Genomic DNA, 20,093 nt, shown 5'->3' on the forward strand with positions numbered 1-20,093 from the left:
CAGCGCGCCGGTCAACAAAACGTTGGGCTTCCATATGAAGGACTTCGTAATCGTCGAGATTCCTCAGGCAACGCGCCGGCGGAAAGCACTGATCACGCTGGGAGCAACACTCACCATCACTGGTTTGACAGTCGGCTACGTTTGGTCCGAAGGGCAACTCGGAGTCCAAACTCTTTCGGTGCTCCCGTTCTTTCTCCTAGGAATGATTCAGTCCTACCGGTATTGGCGCACCTCGCACGTCACTCAGCTAACGCCAGAGGCAGAGCGACGTAAACGAGAGGAGGAAGAGGCCAAGCGAAGAAAGCAGGAAGAGTTCGAGGACAAATGGTATTTCCGCTATCCCATGGCTGGTCTGTGCCTGTGGGGTGCATGGTATTTCCTTAATGCAAAGCAAGACAAATTTTGGCTCGCCGCTTTCGCCGTTCTTGGCGCCGTGATCTTCGCTCGCGAGCTTTCCGTTTTTCTCCTTCTTATCGGAATCGGCTACCTGCTATTTCAGGGTATAGCTTCATTGCCAGTAAGCGTCGCCGTCATTATCGGTGCAATCATCATCGCTAGTGCGCTCAAGAAATGAGCAGCCCGCGTAGAGCGCTTAGCGTTAGCGTAATGCGCCGAATGGAATGTCTCCATACGGCGGAATACAGGAGTATCCTATTCCGCCCTACATGGGTTGGCCCTCCCGACAATCACCGAAGAGATACACCCGCACTGGGTTTGCGCATGACGATGCCGCCCGACACGCAAGCGAGTACAACCGGGGAATCGGATGCGGGAAAACTGCACATCCGGGTAACTGGCGCTCCTACCGTAAGAGACACAGCCCAACCAATAGTGGCGCTTGACGATACTAACGCATTGCGCCAGCATTGTAATCATGATCGAATCGTTCAAATGCCGCGAAACGGAGGCCCTGTTCAGAGGTGAGCGAGTTCCACGTTTCGTCAATATCGAACGAGTGGCGCTCCGAAAACTGACGCAGCTTGATGTCGCGGGGCGCTTGGAGGACCTGAGAGTACCTCCCCAAAATCGGCTGGAAGCCTTGAAAGGTGACCGAAAGGATCAGTGGAGCATTCGCATTAACGACCAGTGACGCGTTTGTTTCCGCTTTGAGAGCGGCAAGGCTTTCGACGTCGAGATAGTCGTTTACCATTGAGAGGATACTTATGCGCGATATTGCTCCTGTTTCTCCCGGCGAACTGCTCCTCGAAGAGTTCCTGAATCCGATGGGTATCACCCAGTACAGGTTGGCGAAGGAGATCGGCGTGTCCCAACGCCGCATCGGAGAAATAGTCGCTGGAAAACGCTCCGTTACCGCGGATACCGATCTTCGATTGTGTCGTTTTTTCGGCTTGTCCGATGGTTATTGGCTCCGCGCCCAAGCTCATTACGACACTATGATCGCGCGCGAGACGATGGCCGAAACCCTCGCACATATTCGGCCTTGGGCTGAAACGCACCCGGATTCATAATTCGGTCTGACGCTTCCCTCAACCTGACCGCCCAACAGACCGCGTAGGACGCATTAGCGTTGACGTAATGCGCCGAATGGAACGTCTGCATACGGTGCACGATATTTCGCCCTTGGCTCACTCCCCAACCAACCACTCCACCCGCCACGTCCCTTGGCCATCCACCGCCAGTTTTTCCCACAGCCAAGGCAACAGACTGCGCAGTTCCTCTTCCAGTTTCCAGGGCGGGTTGATGATGACCATGCCGCTGCCGTTCAGGCGGAGGGTTTCGTCAGGGTCGAGTATCGAGAATTCCGCGACCAACACCTTGCGGATGCCGGATTTCTTGAAACGGCGTAGAAAATCGTCCGCCGTGGCGCGATCCTGGATCGGATACCAGACTGCAAAAATACCGGTCGCCCAACGCCGATAAGCCTCCTTCACGGCGTCCAGCAGACGCCGCCACTCGTCTTTGAGCTCAAAGGCCGGATCGATCAGCACCAGGCCCCGCCGTTCGGAAGGCGGCAGCAACGCCTTGAGCGCCTGATAGGCGTCGAGATGATGGATCTTGACTTGCTTGTCGCCGGCGAATTCCTCGCCGAGTACCTTGACTTCGTTGGGATGAAGTTCGGAAAGCGTCATCCGATCGCCTGGGCGCAGGTAGTACCGGACGATATGGGGAGAGCCGGGATAAAAGCGCAGTTTGCCGTCGGAATTCAAAGCGCGCACGGCTCCGAGATAGTTCAGGATCGCCTCGGGCGCGTCTTTAACCTCCCACAATGGACCGATACCGGTTTTGTACTCGCGATTCTTGCGGGCTATCGCCGAGCCGAGATCGTAACGCCCGGCCGCGGCATGGGTGTCCAGATAGAAAAACGGCTTTTCCTTGCGCAGCAGCGAGCGAACTAGCAGGGTCAAAACCAGATGTTTGAATACATCGGCATGATTGCCGGCGTGAAAGCCGTGGCGGTAGCTCAGCATGGATTACGACGTTTAATGGGAAGACGGGCTCTCGGTCGGAGACTGATCAGAAATTCGGCTTTTTCTTGGCCGAGTTGTAACGTTCGATGCTGCTGGTGATTTCCTGCTTCGCTTCCTCGCCGTCGTACCAGCCGTCGATCTTGACCCATTTGCCGGGTTCCAGGTCCTTATAGTGCTCGAAGAAGTGTGCGATTTGGGCGAGCAGACTGTCGGGAATGTCGCGGAAGGAGTTGACCTTGCTGTAAAGCGGGGTCAATTTGTCGTGGGGAACCGCGATAATCTTGCAGTCGCCGCCGGCTTCGTCGGTCATTTTCAATAGACCGATCGGCCGGCAGCGAACCACCGATCCGCTCAATAGTTTCCAGGGAGCGACCACCAGCACGTCCACGGGGTCGCCGTCTTCCGACAAAGTGTGCGGAACGTAACCGTAATTGCAGGGATATTGCATCGCCGTGCCCATGAAGCGGTCGACGAAAAGCGCTCCGGTTTCTTTATCGATCTCATACTTCACCGGATCGCTGTACGCCGGGATTTCGATGACCACGTTGATGTCGTTCGGAACGCTCTTGCCGGAACTGACTTTCATCAAAGACATGGGGTCGGATACTCCTTTAGCTGAGGTAAAACTGCGGGATTATAGCAATGTTTGCTGGTCGGCCGGTTGGTAAGGAACTGTGGACGATATGATGCGACATTCCCGGCAAGATCAGCCATCAAATAGGCTATTTCCTGGATGATGTCTAATTTTTGGGCATAAAGCCGTGAACCCTTTGCTTTTTAAAGCTCACCCTTTACTGTATCTTTCAGTCGATCTCTTACTCCGCCCGTCCGCGTACTCGGTCGACGATTTTTCCAGGCTGGTCCTGATTTACCTCATCATCAATCTTCCGTGGATGGCGGCATTGCGGTTCGCGGTGCGACGAACGGTCGGAATCCGCCTGACGCTCCCCCGCGCTTACGGCCTCGCCTTGCCGTCCGCCGTGGTTTACGCGCCGCTGATGCTCACGGTGTCGAGCGACATACTGGCGCATGCATTTCGCCTGGAAGAACGGTATATCCTGATTTTTGTAATCGCGGTGGCATCACAGATGCTCGGCGCTCTTTACGGCTTTGGCGTCCGCTTCGATCGGACTGGACGACCGATCGGCATTCGCGCCGGCCTCGTCGTCTCCTTGTTTCTTCTGTTAGCATCGATTCCGTTTAGCTTTCTGCTGCTCGGGCTGAATGCGGTTTTCCGGGTGATTTGAGACTGCGCCGGATGCCCATTGACTTTTGCCGCAAAAATTTGGTCGGTCTATCCCATTACCCTATAATGGCGGGCTTTTAGGCCCGCTCGTAATCACCGTTTTTAAGGAAGGTCATACTGTGAGCAACAACTTTATCTTTACTTCCGAATCCGTTTCCGAAGGCCATCCGGACAAGATCGCCGATCAAGTCTCCGATGCCGTTCTGGACGAAATGCTGAGACAAGACCCGAGGGCCAGAGTGGCCGTCGAAACCTTGGTCAAGACCGGAATGGTGATTTTGGCGGGCGAAGTTACCACATCGGCCTGGGTGGATACCGAGACGCTGGTACGCCAGGTCGTGCGCGAAATCGGCTACGACGATCCGTCGATCGGGTTCGACTGGGAAAGCTGCGCGGTGCTCACGGCCATCGGTAAACAGTCGCCCGACATCGCCATGGGCGTCGACGAATCCGACGACCACGAACAAGGAGCCGGCGATCAGGGCCTGATGTTCGGTTACGCGTCCAACGAGACCGATGTGTTGATGCCGGCTCCCATCACTTACGCCCACCGGCTGGTGCAGCGCCAGGCGGAAGTGAGAAAAAAGAAATTTCTGCCCTGGCTGCGTCCTGACGCCAAGAGCCAGGTGACCTTCCGCTACGAGGACAGCAAGCCGGTCGCCATCGATGCCGTGGTTCTGTCCACCCAACACTCACCGGATATCGATCCGAAAATCCTGCGTGAGGCGGTGATGGACGAAATTATCCTCCACGTCCTTCCGAAGGAATGGCTGCACAAGGACACCAAGTACTTCATCAACCCCACCGGCAAGTTCGTCATCGGCGGTCCGGTCGGCGACTGCGGACTCACCGGCCGCAAGATCATCGTCGATTCCTACGGCGGCATGGCACGGCACGGCGGCGGCGCATTCAGCGGCAAGGACCCGTCCAAGGTGGACCGCTCGGCGGCGTACATGGGCCGCTACGTGGCCAAGAACATCGTCGCCGCAGGTTTGGCCGAACGCTGCGAAATTCAGGTGTCCTATGCCATCGGGGTGGCCGAGCCGACCTCCATCAGCGTCAATACTTTCGGCACGGGGGTCATCGCCGAGGAACGCCTGGTGCAGCTGGTGCGCGAGTATTTCGATCTGCGGCCGAAGGGGCTGATCCGCATGCTGGATCTTCTGCAGCCGATTTATCGCCCCACGGCCGCTTACGGACATTTCGGCCGCACCGAGGACACGTTTACCTGGGAGAAGACCGACAAGGCCGAGGCACTGCGCGAAGCGGCCGGCTTATCCGCTCTGTAATGTTTTACCCGGCCGCCGGGTGAGGCGGTGTTGTGCGGGCTGAGGAGCGCTGCGACGGGACATCCGCCAGGCTCGGTCGGCGCAACTGTTATGTCAACGGCGCTCGGTTCATCTCCGCTGGTCGGGACACCTGACCAGTGTTTGTGGCCGGTGGAGAAATTCACGCAATGAGGAGCATGAAACATGAACGCTGTCGCAAATCCTGATTCATCCAACGACTATCGCGTCGCCGATATTTCCCTGGCCGACTGGGGCCGCAAGGAAATCGCCATCGCCGAAACCGAAATGCCGGGCCTGATGGCGGTGCGCGAGGAGTATCGCGCACTGCAACCGCTCAAGGGCGCCCGCGTCGCCGGCAGTCTGCACATGACCATTCAGACCGCCGTATTGATCGAGACCCTGGTGGCTCTGGGCGCGGAAGTGCGCTGGGCGTCCTGCAATATCTTCTCCACCCAGGACCACGCCGCTGCGGGCATCGCCGCCGCCGGCATCCCGGTGTTCGCCTACAAGGGCGAATCCCTGGAAGAATACTGGGAATTCACTCACCGCATCTTCGAGTGGCACGACGGCGGCACGCCGAACATGATTCTCGACGACGGCGGTGACGCGACCCTGCTGATCACGCTGGGTTCTCGCGCCGAAAAGAACCCCTCGCTCCTGGACAAGCCGACGTGCGAAGAGGAAGAGGTACTGTTCGCCGCCATCAAGAAGCGTCTGGCTTCCCAGCCGGGCTGGTATTCGAAAGTGCTCGCCAACATCAAGGGCGTCACCGAGGAAACCACCACCGGCGTGCACCGCCTGTACCTGATGGAGCAGGAAGGCCGCTTGCCGTTCCCGGCGATCAACGTCAATGATTCGGTGACCAAGTCCAAGTTCGACAATTTGTACGGCTGCCGCGAATCGCTGGTGGACGGCATCAAGCGCGCCACCGACGTGATGATTGCGGGCAAGATCTGCGTGGTCCTCGGCTACGGCGACGTGGGCAAGGGCTGCGCCCAAGCGTTCCGTGGCCTCGGCGCCACCGTATGGGTCACCGAAATCGATCCGATCTGCGCCTTGCAGGCGGCGATGGAAGGCTACCGCGTGGTCACCATGGACGACGCGTGCGACAAGGGCGACATCTTCGTCACCGCCACCGGCAACGTTGGCGTCATCAGCCATGATCACATGGCAAAGATGAAGAACAACGCCATCGTCTGCAACATCGGCCATTTCGACTCGGAAATCGAGGTCGCGAGTCTCAGGAAGTACACCTGGGAAAACATCAAGCCGCAGGTCGACCACGTCATCTTTCCGGACGGCAAGCGCATCATCCTGCTGGCCGAAGGGCGCTTGGTGAACCTCGGCTGCGCCACGGGTCATCCGAGCTTCGTCATGTCGAACTCGTTCACCAACCAGACCTTGGCCCAGATCGAGCTGTTCTGCCATGGCAACAAGTACCAGAACAAGGTTTATGTGCTGCCGAAACATCTGGACGAGCACGTGGCGCGCCTGCATCTCAAGAAGATCGGCGCACAGCTCACGCAGTTGACGCCGGAACAGGCGGCGTACATCGGCGTACCGGTGGACGGTCCGTACAAACCGGATCATTACCGGTATTGATCCTGCGAGGCAGCAAATAGGGTAGAAAACCGTTTGCCCTACGCTTACCGTTCTGACCACGAAGAAATCCTGCCTTGTGCAGGATTTCTTCTATCTGAGATACGATGACTCCCATGGAATCGCAAAAAAAATATCCGAGAATCTTCAGCCTGGAATTCTTCCCGCCGAAGAATCATGAAGCGGAAGACGCTTTCCGCACGAACCTGGCGAAACTGGCCGCGCTCAAGCCGAAATTCTGTTCTGTGACGTTCGGCGCGGGCGGGACGACGCGGGAGAAGACCTTCGAGACGGTGGTCGAAATCCAGCGGAATACCGGCATCGAGGCGGCTCCTCATATCTCGTGCATCGCGTCCACCAAGACTAGCGTGCGGGAGGTTCTGGAAGCCTATAAAAATCAGGGCATCCGGCATATCGTCGCGCTGCGCGGGGACATGCCCTCCGGCATGCTGTCACCGGGAGAATTCCGTTACGCCAACGAACTGGTGGAATTCATCCGTCGGGAAACAGGCGATCACTTCCACATCGAAGTGGCGGCCTACCCGGAAATGCATCCCCAGGCGGCCAGCATGGAGGCCGATTTGCGCAACTTCAAGCGCAAGGTCGAGGCCGGCGCCGACAGCGCCATTACCCAGTATTTTTACAATCCCGAAGCCTATTTCCGCTTCGTCGACGACTGCGAAAAAATGGGCATCGACATTCCCATCGTGCCCGGCATCATGCCGATCTCCAATTACACGCAACTGGCCCGGTTTTCCGACGCCTGCGGAGCGGATATCCCGCGTTGGATACGGAAACGGCTCGAGGTGTTCGGCGATGACCGCAAATCGATCCGCGCCTTCGGGCTGGAAGTGGTGACCGACCTGTGCCGACGGCTGTTGGAGCAGGGCGCGCCAGGACTGCATTTCTACACGCTGAATCGTGCCGAGGCGGTGTTGGGGATTTGGAGGAATATGGGGATTGCGGCGGATTGAGCCTCACGCCCACAAATCCGCCAGCGAGAAGGTGATAGCGTCGAAGGGCGGAACCTTGACCGGATCGTCGTCCTTGAGCGTCGCGATGAGCAACCAGCCTTCCTCGCGCAACGCGAAGGCTTCCAGGGTATGTACCAGAGGGTCGACCAGCCAGGCGTAGGAAACCCCGTAACGGGCGTACAATGGCAGCTTTCGGGCACGGTCCTTCTGCTCGGTCGAGGGCGAAAGAATTTCGCACACCCAGTCCGGTACCACTTCGAAACGGTGGTCTTCGGGCAGCGTCGGCATCCGTTCCCGCCGCCAGCCGGCGAGATCGGGCACGGCGACTTCGGTGTCACGAACGAAGTGGACTTCCGGTTCCACCAGGATCCACCACCCGCCGGGGTCGCCGTAGCGGAATGGCCCACCGATTTTGCTCTGCAGACCGGACTCCGCCGCGGCGTGGCGCCCGGCGGGGCGGGGCTGGGTATACAGCTCGCCGTCGAGCACTTCGCCCACCAGGTTTTCCGGCAGCGCGAGCAAGCGTTCGTAAGGATTCGGAGTCATCAGAGTATGAGGCCGGCTCACGACTGTATCTCCTATGCGATCAACGCCATTTTCACTTGATTCCTGTATTCGACCATGAACAACCACGACTGGTCCAGCCGCGACCTCGCCGTCCTCTGGCACCCCTGCACTCAGATGAAGGACCACGAAGCCCTGCCGCCGATACCGATCAAGCGCGGGCAGGGGGTGTGGCTGGAAGACTTCGCAGGCAACCGTTATCTCGACGCCATCAGCTCCTGGTGGGTGAATCTGTTCGGCCACGGCCACCCTTACATCAAGGCCGCGCTCAAGGATCAACTCGAAACGCTGGAACACGTAATCTTGGCCGGATTCACGCACGAACCGGCGGTCCGGCTGGCCGAACGGCTGATCGGCCTTGCGCCGAAAGGACTATCCCGCTGTTTCTATGCCGACAACGGCTCGTCCGCGGTCGAGGTGGCGCTCAAAATGAGCTTCCATTTCTGGCGAAACGCCGGAAAACCGGAGAAGACCCGCTTCATCGCCTTGAGCAACAGCTATCACGGCGAAACCTTGGGCGCCTTGGCCGTCGGCGACGTGGCGCTCTATAAGGAGACCTACGAGCCGCTCTTGCTGAAACCCATCACCGTCGAGAGTCCCGACTGCTATCATCGGGAGCCGGGAGAAACCTGGGCGGATTATTCCCGGCGGAAATTCGCCGAGATGGAACGGACACTCGCGGCTCACGCGGCGGAGGCCTGCGCGGTCATCGTCGAGCCCCTGGTTCAATGCGCGGGCGGCATGCGCATGTACGACCCCGTTTATCTGAAGCTCTTGCGGGAGGCCTGCGACCGCCACGGCGTGCATCTGATCGCCGACGAGATCGCCGTGGGCTTCGGCCGTACCGGAACCTTGTTCGCCTGCGAGCAGGCGGGTATCCGGCCGGATTTCATGTGTCTGTCTAAAGGGCTGACGGGCGGCTACCTGCCGCTGTCCTGCGTGCTGACCACCGAGGCGGTCTATGCCGCCTTTTACGACGAATACACCAAGCTGAAGGCTTTCCTGCATTCCCACAGCTACACCGGAAACGCTCTCGCATGCCGGGCGGCACTGGCGACGCTGGATTTATTCGAGAAGGAGAACACATTGGCAGCGAACCGGCTGTTGGCCGATGCCATGGCAGAATCGGCGGCGGCGTTCGAAGATCATCCGCATGTTGCCGAAATCCGCCAAACCGGGATGATTCTGGCCATCGAGCTGGTTAAAAACAAGACGGATCGCGAACCATACCCCTGGCAGGAGCGGCGCGGGCTTCGCGTGTATCGTCACGGGCTGACGAGGGGCGTGTTGTTGCGTCCTCTGGGCAACGTCATCTATTTCATGCCGCCATACGTCATCACCCCCGACCAAATCCGTTTCATGGCGGATGTCGCGGGCGAAGCCATCGATATCGCAACGAAAGATTAGCTATGCGTGTTTCCAGGCTTTATCTTCAGAAAACGCTCGAAGAAGGCGCGGTCCTTCGGCTGGACGAGGAAAGCGCCCACTATCTCCGCACCGTGCTTCGGCTCAAAAAAGGGGCCGACCTGACCGTGTTCAACGGCGACGGGCGCGAATATTCGGCTCGGGTTTCGGCTATAGGACGCGATGAGGTTCACGTGGAAATCGGCGACGGGCGAAACCGCGAAGTCGAATCGCCGCTCACCACTCACCTCGGCCTCGGCATCTCGCGCGGCGAACGCATGGATCTCGCCATCCAGAAAGCGGTGGAGCTCGGAGTGAGCCAAATTACGCCCTTGTTCACCGAACATTGCGTGGTTCGCCTCGACGATACGCGACGCGGAAACCGGCGCCAGCACTGGCAGAGAGTGACGCGCAGCGCCTGCGAGCAATGCGGCCGGAACCGCGTACCCGAGGTCGAGGAACCGATCGAGCTTAAGGATTGGGTTGTCGGACGCGAAGGCTTGCGGCTATTTTTCGACCCGCAAGGCGCGGTCGGCCTGAAGGACCTGCCGCGGCCGGAAGGTTTTGTAAGCATCCTTTCAGGGCCCGAAGGCGGCTTCGCCGAGAAGGAGCGGGTGCTGGCCCGGGAAGCGGGGTTCGTCCCGGTTCGGCTGGGGCCACGTATCCTCCGGACGGAAACCGCCGTGCTCGCCGCACTGTCGGCGATACAAGCGATTTGGGGCGATTTAGGCTGATGCGGTCGCGCGAGCACATCGTCCTAGAAACGGCAGTTGACCGCTTAGAAGGAATAGAAAAGCCGTATGAATTGTGACCGTCCTACCTGCTACCGATCTCACCGTTTGGGTGAAGCCGCTACGCACCCGATTGCACGGCTGGCCTACTTGATTCCCAGTCGCCTCGCCAGGCGGTACAGATTGCTGCGGTCGAGTCCCAGCCGCCGCGCAGCTTCCGACCAGTTTTGAGAGGAGCGGTCCAAAGCGGCGCGTATCTCCTGCCGCTGAAGGTCCGCTACGGCTTCCGCCAGAGACCGCGACGTGCCGCTGGCCGACTCGACCTCTGGCACTCGCTTTGGCGCCGACATGCCCCCAATCGCGAGATCTTCGACCTGGAGCATCACCGAACTCCCGCGGCTCGAAGCGCGCAACGCTGCCCGGAGGATCACATGCTCGAGCTCCCGTATGTTTCCCGGCCAGCTATAGCGTGTCAGGGCCTCGACGGCCGAAGACGCCAACTGCACCCGATCAAGGCCCAGGCGCACCCGTGCCTGATCCAGAAAATGCCCCGCCAGCAACGGTATGTCCTCGATCCGCTCCCGGAGCGGAGGTACATGCAAGGGATAGATGCTCAGCCGATGGTAAAGATCGGCTCGGAATCGGCCGGCTTTCACTTCCTCCGCCAAATGACGATTGGTCGCCGCGATGATGCGGACATCGGCCCGATGATTCTTGTCCGATCCCAGGCGCTGAATCTCTCCGAACTGCAATACCCGTAGCAGCTTCGCCTGAATCGAGAGCGGCAGTTCACCGATTTCATCCAGGAACAAGGTACCGCCGTCCGCGAGTTCGAATTTGCCGGACCGGTCGGCGTTCGCGCCGCTAAAAGCACCGCGCACGTGTCCGAACAGTTCGCTTTCCGCCAGAGTCTCCGGAAGCGCCGCACAATTGACATGGACCAGAGGCTGGTCGGCGCGCCGCGAACGCGCGTGGAGAGTGCGGGCCACCACCTCCTTGCCGACACCGGTTTCCCCCGTCAGAAGAACCGTCAGATCGGACCGTGCGACGATATCGATCTCTCGGTTCAGGTCCCGCATGACCGGGCTTTCGCCCAGCATTCGACCACCGCGCAGCAAGGCTTCCCGCACCAGTTCCCGGCTGACCAGCCCGCGATGATTCGCCAAGGCTTCCAGCGCGTTGATGAAGGTTTCGTAGCGCATCGCCACGGCGGCTATCGAGGCGAAAATCTCGAATACCCGGTCTTCGATCCCGTCGAAGGCGCCGGGCGCCAGGGAGTCGACCGTTAATACACCGAATAAGTCATCTTCGGAATACAGGGCGCACCCAACGCAGGAGTGGACCTGCAATCGCCCTCCGGAATCATTGAGCAGCAGCCCGTCGTAAGGGTCCGGCCGCGAATCGTCGGCCGGAAAGCGGACCGGCTTCCGGGAAGCGAGAGCAGCGGCCAGGCGTGGCTGCTCTTCGGGCCGGAACTGCCGGCCCATGACTTCGGCGTTAAGTCCTTGGGAGGCGGTAGGCACCAGGACATCGCCCTGACAGCGCAACAAGGCACAGGCATCGTTCCCAACCACCCGGCTCAACGCGGCGAGGAGCCGGGTATATCTCTCTCTCGACGGCAGGCACGCGGTCAAATCCAGGACAGTGTCGAGCAGAGCGTTCTGCGAATCGCCAAACGTATCGAGTAAAAATGACATTGTTCTTAATCAAATCATTTTGTGTGGCGAAATGACAACGATGAGTCGGTCAGTCTTTCTCGTACGATTTGTTTGTAGCTCAGTAACTTATCTGATGACTGACGAGTGCATGTAGTCAAAATGACTGTATCTGACAATTTTGCTCAGGATTGCGTTTGAAAGTTTCTCATTTAGTTCAGTTAGTTACAAATTGGCACTGATCCTGCCACTGTCTAGCCGACAGGACCGGCCGAAACGGTGCCTAGGGTTCGCCGCCTGCAGCCTAATGGCTGGCGTTCCCGACAAGCCCCCGTCATCCGGAATGCTTCACCATCGGCAGCAACCCGTGTGAATCCGTCAGGTACTCACGGCCGGTCTCGTCCAATCGGTCATCGCCGACTTTTCCGAATGCGTGTCGAACGACCCTGCGCAAACGCCAGCTTCAGGTGACCAATGAACAGGCCCGGTGCCGCGAGCAATTTCGGCAAACCGGGGCGCCGATAAAAGTTTACTGCGAGGACAGTGGATGCTAGTGATTTTCTCAGGGCGCCTGCATAGCTGGCGCTTCAACTTGTCCACTCCCGCGTTTGCTAGAGGTCGAAGCCTTTGGGCCGGGCTCGCCGTCGGATGCGTACTCCTTGCCGCAGGGTGTGCCTGGATTCCGCCCGGCGGAAAGCGCGCGGAGTTCATGCCCGCCCCCGACATGGCGCATGGATTATCCGAAGCCCGCGAGAAGGAGCCCCTGACGCCGAGGAGAGCATGGCCCGAAGACCGACGGTGGCGGCAGTTCGATAGTCCCGAACTGAATCGTCTCATGGCGGTGGCACTCAAGGACAATCCCGGCCTCAAGGCAGCGGCGGCGAGGCTGCGCCAGGCGCAGGCCATGGCCCGAGTGGAAGGCGCGAGACTTTTGCCTTTCCTGGACGCGGACGTGGAGTTCGCCAACGAACGGATTTCGGAGAACGGCGTATTCGCCGCGCTCAATCGCGAAGAGGCGGCAGGCGCGAACGTCATTTTCGCCAGCATCAACCCCGTAAGTCTCCGCTACGAATTCGATTTCTGGGGAAAGAATCGAGCGGCGCTGGAAGCGGCGCTGGGCGAGGCGGAAGCGACCGCGGCCGAACAGGCGGAAGTCCGTCTGCAGTTGACGACCGCCATCGCCCGAGCCTACTTCCGCGGAGCGGCGCTCAAGCGGCAGCTCGATCTGGCCCGGGAAATGGTGGAGCTGCGTCATGAGCTGCTCGAGCTCGCCGATACCCGCTTCGAAAGCGGCCTCACGTCTGCCAGCTCGGTGAAGCGGGCGAACATCGCCCTGGAAACGGCCCAAAAACGAGAAGCCGGTACCGAGGATCAATTGGACGTGCAGCGGAATCTACTGGCCCGGCTGATGGGTACCAGCCCGGACGAAACCCGCCAACTGTTCGCCAATCCGGTGACCATCCCGGAAAGAATTCCGCTGCCCACCCGGCTTCCCATAGGCCTGCTCGCGCATCGGCCGGACCTGGCTGCCGCCCTCCATCGGACCGAGGCGGCGGCGCACAGGATCAAAGAGGCCAAGGCGCGCTTTCTGCCCACGGTCGATCTCACCGCTTTCGTCGGCGTGAATGCCCTGAGGCTCACCACCAAAGGGGCGAGCTCCCTGGCCAACGTTCTGTTCTCGGGTTCGAGTTTCGCTTACGGGATCGCGCCGGGGCTCAGGCTGCCCTGGTTCGAGGGCGGACGCCTGCGTGGCGAGCTGTCGGCGCAGCGGGCAGAGTACGACGGAGCGGTCGAGCTCTACAACGACACCTTGGTGCAGGCGATACAAGAGGTCGCAGACAGCCTGAGCAGCTGGCGCGAGACGCGCAACATATTGGAGGCGCACCTGCGTCTCCTGGTTTCACAGCGGGAAGATCTCGACCTCGCGCAGACGCGCCTCCAAGCCGGACTGGACGACCGCCGCACGGTACTCCAGAGCCGGCACGCGGTTCTGAATCAGGAATATGTGCTGAAGAGCCTGGAGACCAACCAACTCGTGGCCATGACCGATCTGATCGAAGCCCTGGGCGGGGGATATACGAACAACGCCGACATCACGCGCCCCCAATCGATCGCCGACTGAGAGCGCGCCGGCAGAAACGAGAACCAAGCGCCGACGCTGTCCTGTTGAGCAACGCAACAAGCAGAGGCAATCACCATGGCCGATCTGGTACCGAAAAATGATTCGTTAGAGGCGAACCGTGCCGCGCCCAGGCTCTCCGCTACGGAGCAACCGTCTCCGGAACGGCTCGGCCGAGCCGCGCCGAATCGGGACGGCAACCTGCAATCGAGTGATGTATGGCTATCACGGACTCCTCTAATGCTATCCCCCAATAAAACCGTCAACCGTTTGGCAATCTCCGCGAGCCATCGTCGCTCGGAGATGCGCGCCGGGAATGCTGACGGAAGCATCTCGATCCACCCGAGGTAAGCATGGGAAAAGAAATTCAGATCAGAAGTCTGATCACCCTGGTTCTGTTGGTCATCGCGTTTCAGGGCGATGCTGTTTTTGCCTTCCTATTGGAAGGACTTCATCTTTTCGTGGAGGTCGTGGAGCTCGCGTCCGAACACCTGCTGGAAACACACTTCGGGCTATCTACCCGAAGCGCGCAAATGGTCACCGCCTGGTTTGGCCTGGTGGTTTTTCTGGGTCTATCGCCCTTCATCGTCAGAAAGATCACGGCGATCCTCGGCGGGATTGTCGCGGCTGCCAAGGCGTGGTGGCTGAAAGAACTCGTCACCGCGCGGCAGTGGGCCGACAAGGTTCGCCCGAGGTATTGGGTGATCGCCGGCGCCATTCTGCTCGCGACGTTCTCATTTTTCTCTTAGCCCCGTTCGTACGTCGTCCGGCTTTAAACCTAGCCGCCTCGCGAGCTTGTGCAGATTGCTCGGGTCCACGTCCAGCTGGCGCGCGGCCTTGGCCCAGTTTCCGCCGCACAAGCGAAGCGCGTGCTGTATGCAGCGGCGTTGGCTTTCCTCAACCGCCGTACGCAGCGTGAAAACCACCGCCGGTTCGTGAACCGAAGCCGTGGAGTCCACATCGGGACCAGGTTCGAACTGATCGAGGTCGAGATCGAGCAAATCGACGGGCAGGGTGACGATATCGTTTCGATCGACGCCACGACTCATGATCTTCAAGGCGGCACGGCTGATCGCATGCTCCAGTTCGCGCACATTGCCCGGCCAGCGATATTGCCTGAGAGCAGTTTCCGCTTCCGGAGCGAGCCGCAGACTGCGCAAGCCCAGCCGTGCGCGATTGAGTTCGATAAAGCGGCCCGCCAATAGCAGCACGTCGTTGTCGCGCTCGCGCAGGGGCGGTATGTGCACCGGATAAACCGAGAGACGGTGATAAAGGTCCGCCCTGAAAGCCCCGTCACGTACTTGGTCGCGCAGCTTGCGATTGGTCGCGGCGATCACCCGCACGTTCACATGCCGTGGTTGATCCTCGCCGAGGCGCTGAACCTCTCCGTTCTGCAGCGTGCGCAAGAGCTTTGCCTGAACCGCGAGCGGCAATTCGCCCACCTCGTCGAGAAACAGCGTGCCGTTCTCGGCGGCCTCGAAGCGACCCGGACGCTCGACCGCCGCCCCCGAGAACGCTCCCTTGGCATGGCCGAACAGCTCGCTCTCGGCCAGCGATTCGGGCAAGGCCGCGCAATTGACGTGGACCAGCGGCTGAGCGCGACGGCGCGACAGGCGGTGCAGCCTACGCGCGAACAATTCCTTGCCTACGCCGGTCTCGCCCAACAACAGCACCGGGAGTTCGGAATCGGCCACGACATCGAGCTCCCGCAACAATTGAGTGATGGCCTGGCTCTGACCGACGATCTCGCCGTCGTCTTCCAACGGCGATGCCGAGAAGGGTTCCTTATCGTGAGCGAGGCGCAACGCACGGATTTCCGCTTCCAATCGGGTCACCCGTATCGAAGCCTCGATCAACGCCGTGTATTGGCGCAGACAGTCCCGCGCGGCATCGTCGAACACGCCGACTTCCAGGGCGTCCAGCGTGACCGCGCCCCACGGCTGATCTTCCACGTACAAACTGATGCCCATGCAGTCATGCACCGGGAGAGGCTCGCCGACATGCGTCTCGATGAGGCCGTCGTACGGATCGGGCAGCGTGCTGTCGTGATCGAAGCACGTGAGCTCGCGACGCGAAAGAATGGCGGCGAGGCGCGGATGCTCGCTCATCGCAAAGCGCCTGCCCAAGGCATCGCGTACCAAGCCGTCGACGGCGACCGGACGCAAATGCGCTTCTTCCAAACGCAGCAGGGCAACCGCCCCGCAACGAAACTGTGTCCGCAAGGCGCTTACCAGTCTTTGCAAGCGCATAGCCTGCGGCAAGTCGGCCGCCAGGTCGGCGACCAGCATGTTCTCAATCATGGTGTTATTTACCGTATATGGTAGTAACAACCATAACACGCCATGGTTAAAAATACCTTCAGTTATTTAAGTTACGGATTTTATTATTGAGATTGTGTGGCCTACGGCTTGCTAAGGGAAGATTGGAATTCTCAATGGAGCCGATCATGAACACACTCGACCAACCTCCGGGCAGTCTCGCCGGAACAACGCAGATCTTTCAACAATACGCACCGAAATTCCGTCGCCCCGACGGACAGAGTCTCCGCGAAGCGGTCCGAGCCAAAGGGCGGCGGGCACAGGAGATCGATAACAAGCTCGAAAGCCTTGAGGAGCAGCAGACTTCCGAGACGACCGATTGGAAGAATGCGCCTCCGTCGGCACTCATCGCGCATCTCCTCGATCGTTTTCACCAACGACATCGCCGACAACTGCCGGAGTTGATCCACTTGGCGCGCCGGATCGAGCAGACGCACGGCGAGCATCCCTCATGCCCGCGAGGACTGGCCGATCACCTCAGTGTGTTGGAACAGGCGCTGGAAAGTCACATACAGACGGAGGAGCAGGTGTTGTTCCCTCTTTTGGCTCGCGGTGAAGGGGCCTTCGCGCGCACGCTGATTCTGGTCATGCGCATGGAGCATGACCATTACGGCGAAGCACTCAAACGCCTCAACGGCCTCACCGATGGCTTCACCCCGCCGCCCGGCGCCTGCAATACCTGGCGTGCGCTGTATCTGGGACTGGCTGCGCTGTGCGTAGACCTGATGGAAAACATCTATCTCGAGAACAACGTCCTTTTCGAAACCGCCACACCAGTCCATAAAACGGAGGCCTCTCATGGATAATTACCGTAAGCTCTGGTTTACGCTGATCGGCGTACTGGCCGTGACCTTCACCGTGCTCGGTTATTACGGCACCGAGGTCTATCGCAGCGCGCCGCCGATTCCGCAGCGCGTCATCACGCACGAAGGTCGGACGCTTTACACCCAGAACCGCATTCTCGACGGACAGACCGCCTGGCAGTCCGTGGGCGGCATGCAGCTGGGCTCGATCTGGGGGCATGGCGCTTATCAGGCGCCGGACTGGACCGCCGACTGGCTGCACCGCGAACTGTCGAACTGGCTGGAGCTGGCCGCACAAGCGGAATACGGCATGAACTTCGACGCCCTTGATGGGGAGCGCCAGGCGATACTGACGGCGCGCCTGAAGCATGAATACCGGCACAATACCTTCGATGAAGCGACCGGCACCGCGACTGTCTCGGCGCAGCGAGCCGAAGCGATCGCACGGACTGCCGCTTATTACGACCGGCTGTTCGGCGATGCGCCCGAGCTACGGAGCACCCGCGAAAGCTATGCCATGAAAGAGGCCACGCTGCCGAGCGCCGAACGGCGTGGCGACCTCTCGGCCTTTTTCTTCTGGACCGCATGGGCCGCCGCAACCGAGCGCCCCGGTTCCAGCGCCACCTATACCAACAACTGGCCGCACGAACCGCTGATCGGCAACCGGCCCACCGGCGAGAACATCGTGTGGTCGATCGCCAGCGTTGCCTTCATGATGGCCGGCGTCGGCTTCCTGATCTGGGGCTGGGCGTTCCTGCGGAAGCACGATGAAAGCGACCCGAAAGCCCCGGCGCGCGATCCCCTGTCCCTGATCGCGCTCACGCCCTCGCAACGGGCCTTGGGGAAATATCTGTTCCTGGTGGTCGCGCTGTTCTCCTTCCAGGTCCTCTTGGGCGGTCTCACCGCGCATTACACGGTGGAAGGGCAAGAGTTCTACGGCCTCGATATTTCGAGATGGCTGCCTTATTCATTGGCGCGCACCTGGCATATCCAGAGCGCCTTGTTCTGGATCGCCACGGGCTTTCTGGCGGCCGGCCTGTTTCTCGCGCCGCTCATCAACGGCGGAAAGGACCCGGCCTATCAGAAGACCGGCGTCGATATCCTGTTCTGGGCGCTGGTCATCGTGGTGCTCGGTTCTTTCATCGGCAACTATCTGGCGATCGCGCAGGTGATGCCGAAAGAGCTCAACTTCTGGCTCGGCCATCAAGGATTCGAGTACGTGGATCTCGGCCGGCTGTGGCAGATCGGCAAGTTTGTCGGCGTCGCCTTCTGGCTGGTGCTGATGCTGCGCGGCATCGTCCCGGCCTTCAAACGGGCGGGCGACAAAAACCTGCTGGCCCTGTTCACCGCCTCGGTCGTGGCCATCGGCCTCTTTTACAGCGCCGGCTTTTTCTACGGCGAGCGCACGCACCTGTCGGTGATGGAGTACTGGCGCTGGTGGGTGGTGCATCTTTGGGTCGAAGGTTTCTTCGAAGTGTTCGCCACCACGGCGCTGGCCTTCGTCTTCTCCACGCTGGGCCTCGTTTCCGTGCGCATGGCGACGACCGCCAGCCTGGCCTCGGCCTCGCTGTTCATGCTCGGCGGCGTGCCCGGCACGTTTCATCACCTCTATTTCTCCGGCACGACCACGCCGATCATGGCCGTGGGCGCGAGTTTCAGCGCGCTCGAAGTGGTTCCGCTGGTGGTGCTCGGTTACGAGGCATGGGAGAACTGGCGTCTCAAGGATCGCGCGACGTGGATGACGAACCTGAAATGGCCGCTGATGTGTTTCATCGCCGTCGCCTTCTGGAACATGCTGGGCGCGGGCGTATTCGGCTTCATGATCAACCCGCCGATTTCGCTCTACTATGTACAAGGGCTCAACACCACGCCGGTGCACGCCCATGCCGCACTGTTCGGCGTGTACGGCTTCCTCGCGCTGGGCTTCACGCTGCTGGTGCTGCGCTATGTCCGTCCGGAATTGGTGCTCAGCGAGCGGCTGATGAAGACGGGCTTCTGGTGGCTCAATGCAGGGCTGGTGCTGATGATCGCCACCAGTCTCTTACCTATCGGACTGTTCCAGTTCCATGCCAGCGTCAGCCAGGGCCTGTGGTATGCGCGCAGCGAAGCCTTTCTGCAGCAACCCTTCCTCGAGATGCTGCGCTGGGTGCGCACGTTTGGCGATGTCGTCTTCATCGTCGGCGCGTTGTCGATCGCCTGGCAGGTCGTCAGCGGCTTGTTGCAGCGATCGAGTCAGCTATCGCTGCAGGATGAAGAGCCCGCGTTCGCAACGGAACGAAGCTGATCCCAAAAGGATTGCCGAAAGCCGCCTGCCGACGAAGCGCGTCGGCAGGCGGCCTTGCCGGTCGGTAACAACCGCAGATTCACTCGCACACATCAGAATTGGGCACGACCGCGCCTGGCATACAAGCGCTGAATGCTGCGGGAGCGGTCCCCGTGCCACGCCGAAACCGGTCAATCCCGGAAATTGACGTACTGCAATGGCAATTCCAGCTTGGCCTCGCGCAGCAGTGCGATGACATCTTGCAGATCGTCTCTTTTCTTGCCCGTCACCCGGACCTGTTCGCCCTGAATCGCGGCCTGCACTTTCAGTTTGCTGTCCTTGATCAGCTTGACGATAGTCTTGGCGAGCGTCGAATCGATCCCTTGGCGCAAGGTCACGGTCTGACGCGCCTCCCTGCCGGAAACCAGAGGCGGATCGATTTTGAGACAGGCGATGTCGACCCCGCGCTTGGCCAACTTGGTGTGCAGGATGTCCATCATTTGCTGAAGCTGAAATTCGGTCTGCGCGTGCAGGGTCACGACGGCTTCCGCGAGATCGTAACGGGCGTCGGAACCCTTGAAATCGAAGCGCGTGCCGACTTCGCGGTTGGCCTGGTCGACCGCATTGCTCACTTCGTGCAGATTGACTTCCGATACGATGTCGAAAGATGGCATGAGGTGTCCTCTCAGAACGTGTTTG

The 20,093-nt window shown here is 60.0% G+C and carries 19 protein-coding genes and 1 riboswitch; of the genes, 13 read left to right on the top strand and 6 right to left on the bottom strand.

Annotation, left to right across the window (positions count from 1 at the left end):
• The first annotated feature begins 34 nt into the window (after window positions 1-34).
• The 3 genes from B2A78_RS01705 to B2A78_RS01715 all read left to right on the top strand — a co-directional run bounded on the left by B2A78_RS01705 (window position 35) and on the right by B2A78_RS01715 (window position 1,469).
• Entirely contained in the window at window positions 35-574 is a 540-nt protein-coding gene (locus B2A78_RS01705) for a hypothetical protein (RefSeq protein WP_077728183.1), read from the top strand.
• A gap of 300 nt (window positions 575-874) precedes the next feature.
• Entirely contained in the window at window positions 875-1,090 is a 216-nt protein-coding gene (locus tag B2A78_RS01710; protein ID WP_240502371.1) for a type II toxin-antitoxin system RelE/ParE family toxin, read from the top strand.
• Between the two features lie 73 nt (window positions 1,091-1,163).
• Window positions 1,164-1,469 (top strand): HigA family addiction module antitoxin, encoded by a 306-nt coding sequence (locus B2A78_RS01715; RefSeq protein ID WP_077728184.1) that lies wholly within the window; start codon window positions 1,164-1,166, stop codon window positions 1,467-1,469.
• 117 nt (window positions 1,470-1,586) lie between these two features.
• Here B2A78_RS01715 and B2A78_RS01720 read toward each other — a convergent pair whose 3' ends face one another.
• Both B2A78_RS01720 and ppa read right to left on the bottom strand, forming a co-directional pair.
• Complete coding sequence (locus B2A78_RS01720) at window positions 1,587-2,429, bottom strand: 23S rRNA (adenine(2030)-N(6))-methyltransferase RlmJ (RefSeq protein ID WP_077728185.1); 843 nt, start codon at window positions 2,427-2,429, stop codon at window positions 1,587-1,589.
• Between the two features lie 46 nt (window positions 2,430-2,475).
• A complete protein-coding gene (gene ppa / locus B2A78_RS01725) occupies window positions 2,476-3,024 on the bottom strand; it encodes an inorganic diphosphatase (RefSeq protein ID WP_077728186.1) in 549 nt (182 codons plus the stop codon).
• A gap of 166 nt (window positions 3,025-3,190) precedes the next feature.
• Between ppa and B2A78_RS01730 the strand changes: the two genes are divergently transcribed.
• From B2A78_RS01730 to metF, 4 genes are all read left to right on the top strand, one after another.
• Window positions 3,191-3,676, top strand: a complete 486-nt coding sequence (locus tag B2A78_RS01730; RefSeq protein WP_143735039.1) for a hypothetical protein — start codon at window positions 3,191-3,193, stop codon at window positions 3,674-3,676.
• A gap of 118 nt (window positions 3,677-3,794) precedes the next feature.
• Window positions 3,795-4,964: a methionine adenosyltransferase gene (gene metK, locus B2A78_RS01735; RefSeq protein ID WP_077728188.1), complete on the top strand. Its 1,170-nt coding sequence runs from the start codon at window positions 3,795-3,797 to the stop codon at window positions 4,962-4,964.
• Between the two features lie 35 nt (window positions 4,965-4,999).
• Window positions 5,000-5,076, top strand: a riboswitch (S-adenosyl-L-homocysteine riboswitch).
• Window positions 5,077-5,147: 71 nt separating this feature from the next.
• Window positions 5,148-6,566: an adenosylhomocysteinase gene (ahcY, locus tag B2A78_RS01740; protein WP_077728189.1), complete on the top strand. Its 1,419-nt coding sequence runs from the start codon at window positions 5,148-5,150 to the stop codon at window positions 6,564-6,566.
• A 113-nt stretch (window positions 6,567-6,679) separates the two neighbouring features.
• The gene (gene metF / locus B2A78_RS01745; RefSeq protein WP_077728190.1) at window positions 6,680-7,537 is read left to right on the top strand and encodes a methylenetetrahydrofolate reductase [NAD(P)H]; all 858 of its coding nucleotides are present in this window, start codon (window positions 6,680-6,682) and stop codon (window positions 7,535-7,537) included.
• Between the two features lie 3 nt (window positions 7,538-7,540).
• On the opposite strand, the gene B2A78_RS01750 is transcribed toward metF, so the two are convergent.
• Entirely contained in the window at window positions 7,541-8,083 is a 543-nt protein-coding gene (locus tag B2A78_RS01750) for a Uma2 family endonuclease (RefSeq protein ID WP_077728191.1), read from the bottom strand.
• 75 nt (window positions 8,084-8,158) lie between these two features.
• Here B2A78_RS01750 and B2A78_RS01755 point away from each other — a divergent pair, with 75 nt between their 5' ends.
• Window positions 8,159-9,508 (top strand): adenosylmethionine--8-amino-7-oxononanoate transaminase, encoded by a 1,350-nt coding sequence (locus tag B2A78_RS01755; protein ID WP_077728192.1) that lies wholly within the window; start codon window positions 8,159-8,161, stop codon window positions 9,506-9,508.
• Between the two features lie 2 nt (window positions 9,509-9,510).
• Window positions 9,511-10,239 (top strand): 16S rRNA (uracil(1498)-N(3))-methyltransferase, encoded by a 729-nt coding sequence (locus B2A78_RS01760; protein ID WP_077728193.1) that lies wholly within the window; start codon window positions 9,511-9,513, stop codon window positions 10,237-10,239.
• A 143-nt stretch (window positions 10,240-10,382) separates the two neighbouring features.
• On the opposite strand, the gene norR (B2A78_RS01765) is transcribed toward B2A78_RS01760, so the two are convergent.
• Window positions 10,383-11,933 carry a nitric oxide reductase transcriptional regulator NorR gene (gene norR, locus B2A78_RS01765; RefSeq protein ID WP_077728194.1) on the bottom strand — a complete coding sequence of 517 codons (1,551 nt, stop codon included), beginning with the start codon at window positions 11,931-11,933 and terminating at the stop codon, window positions 10,383-10,385.
• A gap of 505 nt (window positions 11,934-12,438) precedes the next feature.
• Between norR (B2A78_RS01765) and B2A78_RS01770 the strand changes: the two genes are divergently transcribed.
• On the top strand, window positions 12,439-14,013 hold the full coding sequence (locus tag B2A78_RS01770) for an efflux transporter outer membrane subunit (RefSeq protein WP_077728195.1): 1,575 nt from the start codon (window positions 12,439-12,441) through the stop codon (window positions 14,011-14,013).
• A gap of 350 nt (window positions 14,014-14,363) precedes the next feature.
• Complete coding sequence (locus B2A78_RS01775) at window positions 14,364-14,759, top strand: hypothetical protein (protein WP_077728196.1); 396 nt, start codon at window positions 14,364-14,366, stop codon at window positions 14,757-14,759.
• Here the strand turns inward: B2A78_RS01775 and norR (B2A78_RS01780) are convergent.
• Window positions 14,745-16,310, bottom strand: coding sequence for a nitric oxide reductase transcriptional regulator NorR (gene norR / locus B2A78_RS01780; RefSeq protein WP_077728197.1), 1,566 nt, complete (start codon window positions 16,308-16,310; stop codon window positions 14,745-14,747). The two genes, B2A78_RS01775 and norR (B2A78_RS01780), sit on opposite strands and share 15 nt — an antisense overlap.
• Window positions 16,311-16,456: 146 nt before the next feature.
• Here norR (B2A78_RS01780) and B2A78_RS01785 point away from each other — a divergent pair, with 146 nt between their 5' ends.
• Together B2A78_RS01785 and B2A78_RS01790 are read left to right on the top strand one after the other, a co-directional pair.
• Entirely contained in the window at window positions 16,457-17,134 is a 678-nt protein-coding gene (locus B2A78_RS01785) for a hemerythrin domain-containing protein (RefSeq protein WP_077728342.1), read from the top strand.
• Window positions 17,127-19,415 carry a nitric-oxide reductase large subunit gene (locus tag B2A78_RS01790; protein WP_077728198.1) on the top strand — a complete coding sequence of 763 codons (2,289 nt, stop codon included), beginning with the start codon at window positions 17,127-17,129 and terminating at the stop codon, window positions 19,413-19,415. Before B2A78_RS01785 ends, B2A78_RS01790 begins: the two co-directional genes overlap by 8 nt.
• Window positions 19,416-19,585: 170 nt before the next feature.
• Here the strand turns inward: B2A78_RS01790 and B2A78_RS01795 are convergent, their stop codons facing one another.
• Window positions 19,586-20,068 carry a YajQ family cyclic di-GMP-binding protein gene (locus B2A78_RS01795; RefSeq protein ID WP_077728199.1) on the bottom strand — a complete coding sequence of 161 codons (483 nt, stop codon included), beginning with the start codon at window positions 20,066-20,068 and terminating at the stop codon, window positions 19,586-19,588.
• Between the last annotated feature and the right edge of the window lie 25 nt (window positions 20,069-20,093).

The organism is Methylocaldum sp. 14B, assembly GCF_002005105.1.
Classification (GTDB): domain Bacteria; phylum Pseudomonadota; class Gammaproteobacteria; order Methylococcales; family Methylococcaceae; genus Methylocaldum.

What these genes read in the sequence shown, in the direction of transcription:
- B2A78_RS01705 (WP_077728183.1), top strand. Translation starts at nt 35, where the DNA reads ATGAAGGACTTCGTAATCGTCGAGATTCCTCAGGCAACGCGCCGGCGG.
- B2A78_RS01710 (WP_240502371.1), top strand. Translation starts at nt 875, where the DNA reads ATGATCGAATCGTTCAAATGCCGCGAAACGGAGGCCCTGTTCAGAGGT.
- B2A78_RS01715 (WP_077728184.1), top strand. Translation starts at nt 1,164, where the DNA reads ATGCGCGATATTGCTCCTGTTTCTCCCGGCGAACTGCTCCTCGAAGAG.
- B2A78_RS01720 (WP_077728185.1), bottom strand. Translation starts at nt 2,429, where the DNA reads ATGCTGAGCTACCGCCACGGCTTTCACGCCGGCAATCATGCCGATGTA.
- ppa (WP_077728186.1), bottom strand. Translation starts at nt 3,024, where the DNA reads ATGTCTTTGATGAAAGTCAGTTCCGGCAAGAGCGTTCCGAACGACATC.
- ahcY (WP_077728189.1), top strand. Translation starts at nt 5,148, where the DNA reads ATGAACGCTGTCGCAAATCCTGATTCATCCAACGACTATCGCGTCGCC.
- metF (WP_077728190.1), top strand. Translation starts at nt 6,680, where the DNA reads ATGGAATCGCAAAAAAAATATCCGAGAATCTTCAGCCTGGAATTCTTC.
- B2A78_RS01750 (WP_077728191.1), bottom strand. Translation starts at nt 8,083, where the DNA reads ATGACTCCGAATCCTTACGAACGCTTGCTCGCGCTGCCGGAAAACCTG.
- B2A78_RS01755 (WP_077728192.1), top strand. Translation starts at nt 8,159, where the DNA reads ATGAACAACCACGACTGGTCCAGCCGCGACCTCGCCGTCCTCTGGCAC.
- B2A78_RS01760 (WP_077728193.1), top strand. Translation starts at nt 9,511, where the DNA reads ATGCGTGTTTCCAGGCTTTATCTTCAGAAAACGCTCGAAGAAGGCGCG.
- norR (WP_077728194.1), bottom strand. Translation starts at nt 11,933, where the DNA reads ATGTCATTTTTACTCGATACGTTTGGCGATTCGCAGAACGCTCTGCTC.
- B2A78_RS01770 (WP_077728195.1), top strand. Translation starts at nt 12,439, where the DNA reads ATGCTAGTGATTTTCTCAGGGCGCCTGCATAGCTGGCGCTTCAACTTG.
- B2A78_RS01775 (WP_077728196.1), top strand. Translation starts at nt 14,364, where the DNA reads ATGGGAAAAGAAATTCAGATCAGAAGTCTGATCACCCTGGTTCTGTTG.
- norR (WP_077728197.1), bottom strand. Translation starts at nt 16,310, where the DNA reads ATGATTGAGAACATGCTGGTCGCCGACCTGGCGGCCGACTTGCCGCAG.
- B2A78_RS01785 (WP_077728342.1), top strand. Translation starts at nt 16,457, where the DNA reads ATGAACACACTCGACCAACCTCCGGGCAGTCTCGCCGGAACAACGCAG.
- B2A78_RS01790 (WP_077728198.1), top strand. Translation starts at nt 17,127, where the DNA reads ATGGATAATTACCGTAAGCTCTGGTTTACGCTGATCGGCGTACTGGCC.
- B2A78_RS01795 (WP_077728199.1), bottom strand. Translation starts at nt 20,068, where the DNA reads ATGCCATCTTTCGACATCGTATCGGAAGTCAATCTGCACGAAGTGAGC.